The sequence below is a fragment of the Streptomyces sp. NPDC046870 genome, assembly GCF_040704595.1.
Classification (GTDB): domain Bacteria; phylum Actinomycetota; class Actinomycetes; order Streptomycetales; family Streptomycetaceae; genus Streptomyces; species Streptomyces argyrophylli.
The window spans coordinates 1-14,763 of record NZ_JBEYXM010000031.1 but is presented as its reverse complement, the minus strand read 5'-3'; the positions used below and the strand labels follow the sequence as shown (position 1 = coordinate 14,763).

General features: G+C 66.8%; 8 protein-coding genes and 2 pseudogenes. 6 read left to right on the top strand and 4 right to left on the bottom strand.

The window, feature by feature from the left end; all coding sequences use genetic code 11:
• The first annotated feature begins 46 nt into the window (after positions 1–46).
• The 5 genes from AB0946_RS37140 (at position 47) to AB0946_RS37120 (ending at position 11,085) form a co-directional block, all read left to right on the top strand.
• On the top strand, positions 47–2,152 hold the full coding sequence (locus AB0946_RS37140; protein ID WP_366765137.1) for an N-6 DNA methylase: 2,106 nt from the start codon (positions 47–49) through the stop codon (positions 2,150–2,152).
• A gap of 109 nt (positions 2,153–2,261) precedes the next feature.
• Positions 2,262–4,253: a class I SAM-dependent DNA methyltransferase gene (locus AB0946_RS37135; RefSeq protein ID WP_366765136.1), complete on the top strand. Its 1,992-nt coding sequence runs from the start codon at positions 2,262–2,264 to the stop codon at positions 4,251–4,253.
• Positions 4,250–5,467, top strand: a complete 1,218-nt coding sequence (locus AB0946_RS37130; RefSeq protein ID WP_366765135.1) for a restriction endonuclease subunit S — start codon at positions 4,250–4,252, stop codon at positions 5,465–5,467. Before AB0946_RS37135 ends, AB0946_RS37130 begins: the two co-directional genes overlap by 4 nt.
• Entirely contained in the window at positions 5,464–8,646 is a 3,183-nt protein-coding gene (locus AB0946_RS37125) for a type I restriction endonuclease (RefSeq protein ID WP_366765134.1), read from the top strand. Before AB0946_RS37130 ends, AB0946_RS37125 begins: the two co-directional genes overlap by 4 nt.
• A 303-nt stretch (positions 8,647–8,949) precedes the next feature.
• Positions 8,950–11,085: an AIPR family protein gene (locus tag AB0946_RS37120; protein ID WP_366765133.1), complete on the top strand. Its 2,136-nt coding sequence runs from the start codon at positions 8,950–8,952 to the stop codon at positions 11,083–11,085.
• 195 nt (positions 11,086–11,280) lie between these two features.
• Here AB0946_RS37120 and AB0946_RS37115 read toward each other — a convergent pair whose 3' ends face one another.
• Both AB0946_RS37115 and AB0946_RS37110 read right to left on the bottom strand, forming a co-directional pair.
• A complete protein-coding gene (locus AB0946_RS37115; RefSeq protein ID WP_366765132.1) occupies positions 11,281–11,487 on the bottom strand; it encodes a DUF397 domain-containing protein in 207 nt (68 codons plus the stop codon).
• Positions 11,484–12,306, bottom strand: a pseudogene (locus tag AB0946_RS37110) (helix-turn-helix transcriptional regulator). Before AB0946_RS37110 ends, AB0946_RS37115 begins: the two are co-directional and overlap by 4 nt.
• Before the next feature lie 161 nt (positions 12,307–12,467).
• Here AB0946_RS37110 and AB0946_RS37105 point away from each other — a divergent pair.
• The gene (locus AB0946_RS37105; protein WP_366765131.1) at positions 12,468–13,016 is read left to right on the top strand and encodes an ATP-binding protein; all 549 of its coding nucleotides are present in this window, start codon (positions 12,468–12,470) and stop codon (positions 13,014–13,016) included.
• Between the two features lie 51 nt (positions 13,017–13,067).
• Here the strand turns inward: AB0946_RS37105 and AB0946_RS37100 are convergent, their stop codons facing one another.
• Both AB0946_RS37100 and AB0946_RS37095 read right to left on the bottom strand, forming a co-directional pair.
• Positions 13,068–14,549 (bottom strand): hypothetical protein, encoded by a 1,482-nt coding sequence (locus AB0946_RS37100; RefSeq protein WP_366765130.1) that lies wholly within the window; start codon positions 14,547–14,549, stop codon positions 13,068–13,070.
• Positions 14,550–14,668: 119 nt separating this feature from the next.
• A pseudogene (locus tag AB0946_RS37095) lies at positions 14,669–14,763 on the bottom strand (A/G-specific adenine glycosylase); the annotation flags it as partial.

The window sequence follows — 14,763 nt, the reverse complement described above, 5'->3', positions numbered from 1 at the left end:
AACCAGGACCACACCCATGCCGCAGCCACCCGCACCATCCGCCCAGGTGACAGCCGCCGAGATCTCCCGCATCGCGGGGGTCACGCGCGCCACCGTCAGCAACTGGCGACGCCGGCACGACGACTTCCCGGCGCCCTCGGGCGGCACGGACAGCAGCCCGTTGTACGACCTGGAGGAGGTCCGCGCTTGGCTCGCCTCCCGCGGACAGCACACGGCGGCCACGCCCAGCGGCGAACTGCGCACCACCCTGCGCCTGCGTGAGCGGGCCGACGCCGGTACCTCCGACCTGCTCCTGCTGGTCCTCGCGGCGGCCCGTCGCCCCGCCGACGACCTCACCGGTCTGCTCGCGCTGCCCGACGACGACCTGGTGAAGCAGGCGAACGACGCGGCGGTCGAGGTCGCGGACGTGGTGCCGGACACAGAACCAGTCCGCTTCACCACCGCCGACACCACGGTGCTGCGCGCCCTGCTGCTCTGCGTCCGCGACGAGGGCGCGCAGACTGCGCTGGGCGTCCTGGCGGAGCGGGAACTGGAGGACAGCGCCGCTAGCGGCGCCTACCGGACCCCGGCCCCGCTCGCCGACCTGCTGGCCCGCCTGATCCCGGGCTCCCCCGCCCGTGTCCTCGATCCCGCCTGCGGCAGCGGCACCCTGCTGACGGCCGCCGCCGCGCGTGGCGCGCGCGAGCTGTACGGACAGGACAGCCTTCCCGTCCAGGCCCGGCGCACCGCGGTCGGCCTGACTCTGACGGCCGGGGAGGGCGCGGACGTCACCGTACGCACGGGCGACAGCCTGCGCGCCGACGCCTTCCCGGACCTCACCGTCGACGCCGTGCTGTGCAACCCGCCCTACGGCGACCGGGACTGGGGCCACGACGAACTGGCCTACGACTCACGCTGGGCGTACGGCTTCCCGCCCCGCGCCGAGTCCGAACTGGCCTGGGTCCAGCACGCGCTGGCCCACCTCGAACCGGGCGGCCACGCCGTGCTCCTCCTTCCGCCGGCCACGGCGTCCCGTTCCTCCGGCCGCCGCATCCGCGCCGAACTGATCCGCAGCGGCGCGCTGCGGGCGGTGGCGGCCCTGCCACCGGGGGCGGCGATCCCCCTCCACATCGGCTTGCAGGTGTGGGTGCTGCAGCGCCCGGAGCCGACGCGGCAGGCCTACCAGACGGTTCTCTTCGTCGACACAGTGAGTGAGCCGTCAGCGCCAGGACGCGGCGCAACCCGTTCGGGTTCGGTGGACTGGGCGCGGGTGACGGAGCAGATCCTCTCCGCGTGGACGGCGTACGCCGCGGACCCGGACGGGTTCGAGACGCAGGCCGGTGTGGCGCGGGCGGTGAGCGTGGTCGACTTGCTGGACGAGGTGGTCGATGTGACCCCGGCCCGACAGGTGCGTGCCTCGCAGGCGGAGGTCGACCCACGGGAACTGGCCCACGAGGCGGCGACGGCCCGCGAGGGGCTGGCGACGGCGGTGCGGACGGTGTCCGAGCTGGCCGGCACCACGGCGTGGGACGCCGCGGGGGCTTCGGCCCGCGACTGGCGCACGGCCACGGTGTCGGACCTGGCCCGGGGCGGGGCGCTGAAGGTGCTGCGTGCGGTTCCGGTCTCGCCCCGGGCGGTGGCCGCCGAGGCGGAGGAAGTGGAGGCGGGCGCCCACGACAACGAGCGTCGCCCTGTTCTGACGGGCGGTGACATCGCGGGCGGCACCGGACCGACAGGGCAGGCCTCGGACATGCAGGCCGAGCAGATGCCGGAGATCGCCGCGGGCGACGTCCTGGTCCGCAACCTCGTCGGCGGCACCGGCCCCGTGGCCCGGGTCGCGGGCGAGGCGGAAGCCGGTGCCCTGCTGGGGGCGGGCGTCCACCTGTTCCGCCCGGACCCGGCGCGACTGGACCCCTGGTTCCTCCTCGGTTTCCTCAGCTCCGAGGCCAACCTGGCCGGCGCCTCGACCGGCAGCTCCACACTCCACCTCACGCCAGGACGACTGCGTGTACCGCTGCTGCCGCTGGAGGAGCAGCGCCGGTACGGTGAGGCCTTCCGGCACGTGGAGGCGTTGCGCGAACAGGCGCGGCGCGCACGGGACTTGGCCGAGGAGACGGCGCGGCTCGTGAGCGGGGGGCTCACGGGCGGGCAGCTGGTGCCGGAACCCACCTAGGCTCTGGCATTACCCCCACTCCAGATGCGGATGGATGAGGACCCATCGTCTCCGTCCCGCCGCACCCACAGTCATCCGTATCAGCCCCGGAAGGGAAGCGGAAGAAGTCTTGAACAGCAGCAAGCACACGGAGTTGGCGAACCATGCGTGGTCCGTCGCCGACCTCCTGCGGGGGGACTACAAGCAGTCCGACTACGGCAAGGTCATCCTGCCGTTCACGGTGCTGCGGCGACTGGAGTGCGTGCTGGGGCCGACCCGCGACAAGGTCGCGGAGATCGCGGAGCAGCACGAGGGCAGCGACATCGACCCGGACCGCTTCCTGCGCCGGGCCTCGGGCCACTCCTTCTACAACCGCTCCCGCCTCACCCTCAAGAGGATCGCCGCGGACCCGCAGAACGCGGCGAAGAACCTCGCGGTGTACGTGGGGGCCTTCTCCGACAACGCGCGGGACGTGCTGGACCGCTTCGAGTTCGCCCAGCAGATCAAGCGGCTGGACAGCGCCGGGCTGCTCTACCAGGTCATCGGCAAGTTCACCGACCTGGACCTGCGTCCCGAGGTCGTGCCCAACCACAACATGGGCTACATCTTCGAGGAACTCATCCGCCGCTTCGCGGAGCAGTCCAACGAGACGGCCGGTGAGCACTTCACGCCGCGTGAGGTCATCCAGCTCATGGTGCGGCTGCTCGTCGCCCCCGACGGCGACGCGCTCCAGCTCCCGGGCGCGGTGCGCACGGTCCTCGACCCGGCCTGCGGCACGGGCGGCATGCTCTCCGCGATGGACGACCTGATCACGGAGCTGAACCCGGACGCCACGGTGGAGGTGTACGGGCAGGAGCTCAACCCCGAATCCTGGGCGATCTGCCGGTCCGACCTCATGATCAAGGGCCAGGATCCGGAAAACATCGCCTTCGGTAATTCCTTCTCCGACGACGGCCACAAGCGCAAGACCTTCGACTACATGCTGGCCAACCCGCCGTTCGGTGTGGAGTGGAAGAAGGTCAAGGACGAGGTCGAGGCCGAGCACAGGCAGCTCGGTGACGCCGGCCGCTTCGGCGCGGGCCTGCCGCGCATCAACGACGGTTCGCTGCTGTTCCTCCAGCACATGATCGACAAGATGAAGCCGGTCGACGTCGATGGCGGGGGCGGCTCACGCATCGCGATCGTCTTCAACGGCTCGCCTCTCTTCACGGGCGCGGCCGGCTCGGGCGAGTCGGAGATCCGCCGCTGGATCCTGGAGAACGACTGGCTTGAGGGCATCGTCGCCCTGCCGGACCAGCTCTTCTACAACACCGGCATCTCGACGTACTTCTGGATCCTGACGAACCGAAAGAGCCCCGACCACAAGGGCAAGGTCGTGCTGCTGGACGCCCGCGACCAGTGGCAGAAGATGCGCAAGTCGCTGGGCGACAAGCGCAAGGAGCTGGGCAAGGACCACATCGCCACGGTGGTCAAGCTGTACGGCGAGGCCCTGGCGGTCGCGGGGGACGCGGAGCACCCGCTGCACGGCAAGGTGAAGGTCTTCTGGAACGAGGACTTCGGATACCAGCGGATCACGGTGGAACGCCCGCTGAAGCTGCGGTTCGAGATCACGGAGGAGACGCTGGCGGCGCTGGAAGCGTCGAAGGCCATCCAGAAGTTGCCGCAGGCTCCGTTCCTGGCGGACGCCTTCAAGTCTCTGATGGGCTCGAGTTGGGGCACGAAACAGGAGGCTTGGCTCGCGCTGAAGGACGCGGTGGTGCAGGCCGGCGGGACGTGGCCGACGGGGGCGCCGTTCAACAAGGCGCTGCGGGAGGTCATCGGGGTGCGGGATCCGGAGGGCGAGGTCCAGCGCGTCAAGGGCCAGCCCGAGCCGGACGCGGAGCTACGGGACTACGAGAACGTTCCGCTGGGCGAGGACGTCGAGGAGTACCTGGCGCGGGAGGTGCACCCGCATGTGCCGGATGCGTGGATCGACCACAGCAAGACGAAGATCGGGTACGAGATTCCGTTCACGCGGCATTTCTATGTGTATGAGCCGCCGCGGCCGTTGGCGGAGATCGACGCGGAGTTGAAGGCGCTGGAGGCGGAGATTCAGGGGCTTCTGGGGGAGGTTACGGAATGAACAACGCCGTTCGACTGCGCCACCTCGCGCAAATCAACCCCAGCACTCCTGCCTTCGACGCGTTGCAGGACGACGACGAGTTGACCTTTCTTCCCATGGAGGCAGTGTGGCCGGGCAGCCGCCTGGACATCTCACAACGCCGCACCAAGAAAGCCGTTTCGACCGGCTATACACGTTTTCAAGATGGCGACGTCCTAGTTCCGAAAATCACCCCCACATTCGAGGCTGGCCGTGCGGTTCTGATTCAAGGACTGCACGGAGGCGTCGGCGCCGGGACCACCGAACTTCACGTGGTGCGCCCCGGCAAGGAAATCGATCCGAGGTTCCTTCTCTACACCGTCAACACCCACAGCTTCTTGAAGCTCGGGAAGGCGGAAATGTACGGCGTGGCTGGCCAGCAGCGTGTGCCGGACGAATTCCTACGCGATCTGCTGGTTCCGCTTCCGCCATTGGAGGAGCAGCGCCGCATCGCCGACTTCCTCGACGCCGAGACCCGCCGCATCGATCACCTCTTGGGTAAGCTGCAGAGCCAGCGCAAGTTGGTCACCGAAAGAGAGGAAGCGTCAATCCCTCTCACGGTTGCTGGAGCACTGTTGCACCCACAACCAGTAAGGACGGGTGTGCCTTGGATGCCCCTGATGCATCCAAAAGCAGAAGTAGTTCCATTGGCGAGGGTGCTGCAACTTCAACGTGGCGTTGACCTCGCAGAGAGCGAACGTGTCGACGGCACAGTCCCGGTCGTCACCACGGCTGGCCTAAGTGGCTGGCACAATCGGGCAATCGTCGATGGCCCCGGCGTAGTTATCCGCAGATACGGCTCGCGAGGCAACGTGCACTGGGTTGACCGCGATTTCTGGCCCCACAACACGACACTCTACGTAAAAAACTTCAACGGAAACAACCGCCGTTACTGCTATCACCTTCTGCGAAGCTTGCCATTCGAAATGGAGCAAGCCAAGTCAGCGATCCCGGGAGTCAATCGCAACGACCTCCACAGATTGCAAGTAGCAGTCCTGCCATCTTCACTCCAGGAGTCGGCGTGCCACACTCTTAACTCTGACATGGCTAAGTTCCAAGCTACGCACGAGCGCATCGAGAAACTCGGACAGCTGCTCGCCGAACGCCGCCAAGCCCTCATCACCGCCGCCGTAACCGGCCAGTTCGACGTCTCCACCGCCAGTGGCCGCAACGTCACCGAAGGAGTCTCCGCATGAGCCCCGTGCACGACGAGTCCTCCTTCGGTTCCGCCATCGTCGCCGCCCTCTGCGAGCGAGGCTGGCAGGAGGCGAATCCCGAGGATTACCGGGCCGATCTCGGCCTCGACACCAACGAGCTGTTCACCTTCATCGGGGCTACCCAGCCCGACGAGTGGGACGAACTCCTCACCGTCTACGGCGGCAACCCCAACGAGGCGCAGCGCGGCTTCGCGCAGCGCCTCGACCGGGCCATCGCCGATGACGGGCTGCTCCACGTCCTCCGCAACGGCGTGAAGGACCGTGGAGTTCGCCTCCGCGTCGCCTACTTCAAGCCCAACCTCATCTCCGCGGACTCGGTCCTCGACGGCTACCGGGCCAACCGCCTCACCGTCGTCCGGGAACTCCCCTACGCCACCAAGCAGGCCGACTGGGGACACCGCCTCGACCTGACCCTGTTCCTCAACGGCATCCCGGTCGCCACGGCCGAGTTGAAGAACCCGCTCACGGGTCAGGGCGTCGAGCAGGCCAAGGAGCAGTACCGGACCGACCGCGACCCGACCGAGCTGATCTTCACGCGCCGAGTCATCGCGAACTTCGCGGTCGACCCGGACCTGGTCTTCGTCACCACCCAACTGCGCGGCAAGAGCACCCGCTTCCTGCCGTTCAACACCGGCTCGAACGGCCCCGGCCAGCCCGGCGGCGCCGGCAACCCGGCCCCGACCGCCCCCGGCAAGTACGCCACGTCGTACCTCTGGGAAGAGGTCTGGCAGCGGGACAACTGGTTGGACCTCCTCCAGCGGTTCGTGCACCAGCAGAAGGAGAAGACGCCCGGCGGCGGCACCACCAAGTCGACGATCTTCCCCCGCTTCCACCAGTGGGACGTGGTCCGCAAGCTCACCGCGCACGCGTCGGTCCACGGCGCCGGCCAGAACTACCTGATCATGGCCTCCGCCGGCTCCGGCAAGTCGAACACCATCGGCTGGCTGGCCCACCGCCTCAGCGACCTGCACGCCCGCCGGGATCCCGCCATTCTGCGACCCGACGCACTCGCCGACGGCCGTATCAAGCCCGGCGAGCCCGTCTTCGACAAGGTCATCGTCATCACCGACCGCCGCGCCCTGGACGCCCAGCTCTCGGCGACCGTCGGCAGCTTCTCGCAGACCGACGGCCTGGTTGTGAAGATCGACGAGAAGCACGGGGCGAAGAGTGAGCAGCTCGCCCGTGCCCTCTCCCGGGACACCGGCAAGATCGTCACCGTCACCCTGCACTCGTTCCCCGCGCTGCTGGACTACATCAAGCGCAACCCCACCGAGATCAAGGGCACCCGCTTCGCGATCATCGTCGACGAGGCGCACTCCTCCCAGTCGGGCGACGCTGCGACCGCCGTGAAGTCGGCGCTGCGCGACCTCGGCCTGGACGCCGACTCGGACGACGAGGGCGCAACCACGGTGACCGTGGAGGACAAGCTGAAGGCGAAGGCGGTCGAGCGGTCGCACGCCTCCAACCTCTCCTACTTCGCCTTCACCGCCACCCCCAAGGCCAAGACGCTCGAACTCTTCGGCACGGAAACGGTGGAGAACGGCAAGACCGTCTACCGCCCCTTCCACACCTACTCCATGCGCCAGGCCATCGAGGAGGGCTTCATCCTCGACCCCCTGCGCAACTACGTCACCTACAACACCTACTGGAAGCTCGCGAACCTCAACCGCGACGAGAAGGAGGTCGACCCCTCCAAGGCGAACAGCCTGCTCGCCCGGTTCGCGCTCATGCACGAGCACACGGTGTCCCAGCACGCCCAGGTGATCGTGGAGCACTTCGTGGCCCACACCCGCGGCCGACTCGGCGGCCGGGCCAAGGCCATGGTGGTCACGGCGTCCCGCCAGTCCGCCGTACAGATGGCCCGTGCCATCAAGAGCTACATCGCCGACCGCGAGTACGACACGAAGTACCCGGACCTCGGCGTCCTGGTCGCCTTCTCCGGCTCCCTCACCATCGACGGCGAGGAGACCACCGAGAGCAAGGAGAACGGCGGTCTGCCGGAGAGCGCACTACCGAAGGCGTTCGGTTACACCCGCGCCGACGACAAGGCCGCGAAGGCCGGCGGCAAGGGGCAGCAGGAGTACCGGATCCTGGTCGTCGCCGAGAAGTACCAGACCGGCTTCGACCAGCCGCTGCTCACGACGATGTACGTCAACAAGACGCTGACCGGCATCGCCGCCGTGCAGACGCTCTCGCGCCTCAACCGCACCGCCGACCGCAAGTCGCAGGCCGACCTGGCCGTCCTGGACTTCGTCAACGAGGCCGAGGACATCCAGGACGCGTTCCGCCCGTACTTCGAGGAGGCGCATACCCTGCCCTCCGACCCGAACCTGCTCTACACGGCCCAGAGCCGCGTCATGTCCGCGCCGATCATCTCGGAGCAGGACATGGACGAGTTCGTCGCCGCGTACTTCGAGGCGCAGGAGAAGGCCGGCGGCTCCCAGGCCAAGTGGGAGAAGCTGCACGCCGAGCTCTACCGGCTCCTCTCCCCTGCCGTCACCCGCTTCAGCGCCCTCCTGGAAAGCGAGGAGGAGGACGACGTCGAGACGGCCGAGGAGTTTCGGGCCCACCTCAACGACTACGTGCGCAAGTACGGCTTCCTCGCGCAGATCGTCCCCTACCAGGACGCCGACCTGGAGCGGCTGTACCTGTACGGGCGTTACCTGCTCAACCGGCTGCCCCGCCTCGCGGACGGCGGCGTCGACATAGGCGAGGTCGACCTCAGCCACCTGCGCGTCGAGAAGACCGGCGAGTACGACAAGTCCCTCGTGTCCGATGGCCCGGCCGAACTCAAGGGGTTCGGTGACGGGATCGGCGGCGGCAAGGACGCCGAGAAGTCCCTGCTGTCGGAGCTGATCGAGAGGTTCAACGCCAAGTTCGGCACGGAGTTCACCGAGGAGGACGTCCTCCCGGCCTTCAACGCCACGAAGAAGGACCCGAAGGTCCGGGCCGCCGCCCTCGTCAACGACGAGGAGAACTTCGGCGTCGTCTTCGACAAGAAGTTCGAGGAGAACATGATGGACCATGTCTCCACGATCGACACGCTCGGCAAGCGGTACTTCGGAACGGACCGGGACTTCAAGTCCAACCTCGACCGCAGCGCCCGCCGCGCGGCCTGGCGGATGATCCGCCAGGAGGAGGGGCTGGACGACTTCTGACAGCGCCTGGTGCACCGGCACCCGCTCGGTGCCGGTGCACCAGGACGCGCCTGTCGAGCATGAACGGGCTTGCAGGCTGCGCCAGGTTCCATGCTCAGCGGAGTCGCCGCCCTGCGACGGCACTCAACGCCTTGACCAGTGGGATCCGTCGCATCCCCGAGGCACCGCTCACGCCGCGGAGCTGCCCACGCCCGACCGACAGCACATGAAGCATCCGCCTACTCCGTCGGCCGATAGTCGCGAAAGATCAACGCTACACTGCGTCAGGGAGACGCAGCTGGTGGTATTGGGGGCAAAGTTAAGTTGGACGAGACAGAACGCAAGGCCGCGACGGCACCTATCCATATCCACCAGATCCGCACTGCACTTCTGCAGCAGTACAAGGGACTCATCTACGACGAGGACCTCAAGGGATACGACCAGAACGGCTATGAACAGCGGTTCCTCTCCCGCGCATTAACGGCGGCCGCAGTACGCGAGGTGACCGGCTGTGACCACAAGACCGCCGGCGCTTCTGTCATCGACGGCGAAGACGATCAAGGCATCGACGGCGTGGCAGTCACTGAGGGCACACAGGAGGTCTGGCTTGTTCAGGCCAAGTGGAGTGACGAGGGCAAGGGCAAGCTCGACACCAATGCGGCGCATAAGCTCATCGCTGGTCTCCGTCTCATCGAGCAGCGAAGTTTCGACCGCTTCAACGACCGTCTGGAGCCAATCGCCGCTCGTGTCAACGCAGCGATGCACGATGCCCGACTGAAGGTAACTCTGGTCATCGCTGTCATGGGTGTGGGAACACTCAGCAAGGAAACCACCAACATCCTGGAAGACGCCCGGAGCGAGTTCAACGGCCTTGGGCCGGTCCTTGAGTATCGCGTAGTCCACGCTGCGGACATCCTCCGACAGATCCGTGAGGATCTCGCACCCGAGCCGGTACAGGTAACCGTTCGGATGACAAACTGGCTCCGACGGAACACTCCGCTCACCGCTTACCAGGGCACGGTTCCGGCCAGCAACCTTGCCGAGTGGTACCTGGCGCACGGAAGCCGACTGTATGAGCAGAACTTGCGCCAGTCACTCGGCACTACCCGAGTTAATTCCGGCATGCTCAGCACTCTGGCGAATGAGCCGGAGAACTTCTGGCTTTTCAACAATGGCGTGACCGTGCTGTGCGATGAGCTTGAAGAGGAGTGGCCAGGGCGCCGCCGACCAGACGAGCCTGTGCATTTGCATATCTCAGGAGTCAGCGTCGTAAACGGCGCACAAACCGTCGCGGCGGCACATCGCGCCATGGAGGCGTCTCCCGAAACGGTGGAAGACGCTGAGGTAACGGTCAAGGTGATCGTCGTTGACAAGAGCATGCTGGATCTCGCGCAGCGCATTACCGAGACAACCAATACACAAAACCACGTGGAGCAGCGCGACTTCATTGCCTTGGACGAGGTACAGGCGATGATCCGTGAAGACTTCATGCTGTCCCTTCAGAAGTCCTACGTATTCAAGCGTGGGGAGCCCGACCCGGCACCGGACGAAGGTTGCTCTGTTGTGCACGCCGCCATCGCCCTGGCTTGTGCGCACCGCAATACCGAACTCGCCGTACGGGCAAAGCGGGACACAGACCTCCTCTGGGAGCGTGGCAGCAAGGGCGCCTACCCTCGCCTCTTCGAAGAGCGTCCCACCGCCTTCCAGATCTGGCGTTCGGTGCTTGTGCACCGCGCTGTGGGCACCGCTCTCAATGAAGAACGCAAGCGGTTCCAGAAGCGCGCCGCCGACGTGAGCCAGCGAGGTGACCTACTCATCACCCACTTGGTCTTTCAGCTTCTCGACCAGGATCGCATCGATGATCCGGAGTATGACTGGGACGCGGTACTGCAAGAAGTGCCTGCGCTCACCAATCGGGTCCTGTCCTGGTTGATCCACCACATCGACACGGAGTACGGGCCCACCTCCTTCCTCAGTGGAACGCTCACTGACGCGGGGCGTTGCAAGCAGCTCGCGGAGTTGGTTTTGCGTGACGCCCAACGCGAAGGCGTCATCCCCGACCTGCCGGCGATCTACAAGGCCACTAACGGGAGTAAACGCAAGCCACGCCGCCCCAACGCTGTGCCCACTCTTGTAGACAGCGGAAGGATCAAGAACGGCACCCCAGTCCGACTACGCCTGTGGAACAAGCCCGAGATCGAAGCGCTCACCCCTTGGCTTGCAGAGGATCCCCGACGCGGTGAAGCCACCTGGGTGAACGACCGGACGCGGTGCCTCGTGTGGGCGGTCGATGGGAAGGCCTACTCGCCGACTCGCTTGGTCCTGAACCTCTACGAACTCGCCGGCTGGCAGGAGGCACCCGTGGCAGTACAAGGGCCGGCACGGTGGACGTTGGACGGTAACGCCACCCTCTCTGATCTCGCACGAGCACTGCACGATGAGCAGGCCGAACAAGAATAGGCACGGGGGTGCCGTAGCGCGCGCCTTGTCCGCCAGCCGTGCGCGGAACGCCTTGACGTCTGAGACGTGCCACGGCAACGAGCCATGCGTGGTATGGCGGAAGATCCGCCTTCAAGAAGGGCTGGATGACTTCTGACAGCGCCTGGGGCCCGGCGCCGCGTGGACGCCGGTGCCTCCAGGACGCGCCTGCCCGCCTCAGCCGCGCGCGGCCCGCTTCACGAACTCGGCCCAGGCCTTCGGCCCGACCGACAGGACGGGCCCGGCGGAGTCTTTCGAGTCCCGGACCAGGACAGCATTGGGAGCGGCAGCGACCTCGACGCACTGGCCACCCTCGGCTCCGCTGTAGCTGCTCTTGCACCAGGCGAGTCCGGCCCCTGAAGTAGCGTTCTCTGCCGTCTTCATAGCTCCCTCAGCAACTCCTCGATGAGTTCCAGGCTCTGCTGCGGAGTAAGAGCCTGGCTCCTGATGATTCCATAGCGGGCAGCGGCCAGAGCCGTCTCGTCGTTCTCCGTCACCAGGGTGCTGCGTCCCTGCACCTCCGCATAGACGACCTGCTCTCCGCCTTTGCGTCTGACCACTGTGAAGGGTCCATCGATTCCTGCGTTGTCCTCGCGGTCCAGTGGCATCACTTGGATCTCTACGTTTCGTCGGCGGCCAACGAGCAGGAGATGCTCAAGCTGTCCTCGCAGCACCGCCTTGCCGCCCAAGGGCTTGCGCAGTACGGACTCCTCCATCACGAGGCTGAGCAACGGAGCCGGCCAGCGGTTGAAAATTTCCTGTCGGTCCAGCCGAGCGGATACACGCAGTTCGATGGTTGCCTCGTCCAGCAATGGCCGACGCATGGCCAGTACTGCCCGCATGTACTCCTCGGTCTGCAAGAGACCGTTGATCACCACCGTGTCATAGGCGCACAGCAGCCTCGGCCTCAAGCTGGGCCATATCCCGGAAGAAGGCCGGATACCGCGCTCGACCGACCTCTCCCTTCATGGCCACCAACAGTCCACCCGCGCCCAGCACCTCGTCCGCCCGCTCGATGAAGCGGGGCTGCGGAACCCTCCGTCCCTGTTCGTACGAGGCGATGGTGTCCGCCGAGTACCCGACCAGTCGGCCGAGTTCGGCCCGCTCCATGCCCGCCCGCGTCCGCAGCAGCTTCAACTGCCGCCCGAACGCCCCGACCAGGCCCTTGGCGGACTCCTCCTCGGTGCGCCGTTGCCCCGGCACCTCGGCGTCGACGCCGCTCTCCCTATTGTCCAGCACCCCACACCCACTTCCCGCTCACACGGCCGTACCACCCCGTACTCGATGTGCGCCCGCGGGTACTCCCCACCGCGTCGGCGCATCACCCCTGGTCACCGTATGCCACACCCGGAAACGCTGCGTGCATGAACCGAACGGAACAACCCGCACCGGCGACCCCCGTCCACTCCTGCTTCACCCTCCGCTTCAGCTCCACGCCCCGAGGCGCGCGCCTGGCCCGTCGGCTCTGCGGGGAACGGCTCGACTCCTGGGGCGTGCCGTACGGCAGCGAGGGGCACGACGTGCTGAGCCTGCTCGTCTCCGAACTCGCCACCAACGCCGTCACCCACGGCCATGTGACCGGCCGCGACTTCCGCGTCCACCTCCTCGCCCACTCCGCGCCTGCCGCCGACTCCCTCACCGTCCGCGTCGAGGTCACCGACACGCGGGGTGACAGGCTCCCCGAGCCTGCCCCCGCCCCTGCCACCGATCCCGCCGCCGACTCCGCGCTTACCAGCGGGCGCGGCTTGCTCGTCGTCGAGGCGCTCGCCGACCGTTGGGGCCGCGCCCCGCGCCCGGACGGGTCCGGCAAGACGGTCTGGGCCGAGTACAGGGTGGCCACGGTGGCCCGGAACAGGGCCGCCGTCCCGCGGCCGACCACCGCCGGGCGGTCGGTCAGAGGGTTGCGGCGTTGACCGCCGGACGGCCCGTGCCTGATCAGTGGTTGCGGAACACCACCGGGCGGTCTAATAGAAGCCGTACCGTCGGTCCTCGTGCTCCGAGAGGATGTCACTCCCCCCGGCCCATCTCACCCCGCACACATGACACTGGACATGCCATTCATCACTTGGCTCCAGGAAGATCGTCCTTCCCCGCTGCCCCACGCCCGGGCACTGCCTCCCCACCTCCGAGTCAAGGTTCAGCCCCAAGGATGAGAACCCGTAAAGCGCCTGCTGGGCCAGCTCCTCATCAGCCAGCAGCTCCCGTTCGGCGTCCATGCGGTACCGATCGCTCTCGGTACCGTCGCGCCTCTGATGGAGAGTGACTCCGTAGCGTGTTGCTCGACTATCCGAATCGAATGGGCGCGAAAGGACGGTGAAAACCCATCGTTGCGGCGGCGAGGAGCGGTCATCGCCGTCCGGGGCCAGTACGAGCGCCACACAATGCCGAAGACGCCTACGGATGCGAACGGCGATGTCCCCGCCCCGGAGCGCGCGCCACGGGGGCTCGTCATCGGTCTGCTCACTGTCCCGCAGCAGCGACTTCCGCAGTTCACCGTAGGCGACGCCGAGCCGAGCCGTCACCAGGGCGCTGTCGGCGATCTGGCTGTCCGTCTCCTCAAAGGCGCTCGGTCCGCGGGACTCGGTCAACTGCCGGCGGACGGCGGCCGTCAGGTACGGATCCACAGCGCCCACCCCCCATGCCTTCTCCGCCGCTTCCACTGTGAACAGCGCGCCGCGACACCCATCAGAACAAGAGGGAGGCTGCGTTTCCATTTCGCCGTACTCGCTCTCGTCTGCTTGGAGGAGTTCGAGGAGCATCCGTCGTTCTTCACTGCCCTGCTCCGTCTGTGCCAGGAGTTCCGCCGGAAGGTCGTCAGCCGTCCCGTCGTTCCAGAGGTGAACGACAGCTTCCACTCTCTCTTTCAGCGGCCATCCAGGCGTTGCAGCAATTACTTTCACGAGAGTCGACACATCATCAGCAAACGACTCAAGGTGGTCAGCGTCGGCGTTTCCCGTCCATAGATGGCTCACCTCGAAGTAGCCCATGTACGACCTGACCAGGTCGGCTGCATCATCCCCACCTTGCGTCAGCACCTGGAGTGCCGCTCTCAGACGGATCTGCATCGGCATTCCGGTACACCCGACGAGCACCTCTGCCAGCTGGTCGATGTCGTCCGGCACGCGGGCCAGGCCGGGCGGCCGCAGAGGGACACCTGCACGGGAGAGCGCACCCCACAACTGGTGACCGCCATGGTCGTGTTCCACATGCTCCGCAAGCCAGGTGGCCAGGCTCAGCAGGCGTCCTCCGCGAGGAAGGACGATCTCGTTCAGCAGATCGTCGATGTCCGGCTCGTAGGCCTCTCGGCCCAGGAGACAGTTCCAGGCGAGTGCCTTCGTCACCTCGGCCGCACCGGAAATGGGGTCTGTCCGCACGACCTCCTTGAGGTGCGCCAGGCGTGCCGCGTCGTCTGCGCACTGTTCCTCAAAAGAGCGAAAGTCAATCATCACCCTTCCCTTCCTCCTCAACCCTCAGGTACAGCTCCGGCCATCCTCCAGCGCCGGTCACCCGCACAGGTTCTGAGCCGGACCGTCCTCCGCGAATGATCAACGTGGGGACCCCTGCCAAGGTGCCGCGCCAGGCGCCGCTCGGCGGCCGTGGTCGCGTTCGGCGGGTACTGCACCCCGGTCACCGCCCGTGCGAGCACCCGGCGCACATTGG

Coding starts and splice junctions, on each gene's coding strand:
- AB0946_RS37130 (WP_366765135.1), top strand. CDS start 4,250: ATGAACAACGCCGTTCGACTGCGCCACCTCGCGCAAATCAACCCCAGC.
- AB0946_RS37125 (WP_366765134.1), top strand. CDS start 5,464: ATGAGCCCCGTGCACGACGAGTCCTCCTTCGGTTCCGCCATCGTCGCC.
- AB0946_RS37115 (WP_366765132.1), bottom strand. CDS start 11,487: ATGAAGACGGCAGAGAACGCTACTTCAGGGGCCGGACTCGCCTGGTGC.
- AB0946_RS37105 (WP_366765131.1), top strand. CDS start 12,468: ATGAACCGAACGGAACAACCCGCACCGGCGACCCCCGTCCACTCCTGC.
- AB0946_RS37100 (WP_366765130.1), bottom strand. CDS start 14,549: ATGATTGACTTTCGCTCTTTTGAGGAACAGTGCGCAGACGACGCGGCA.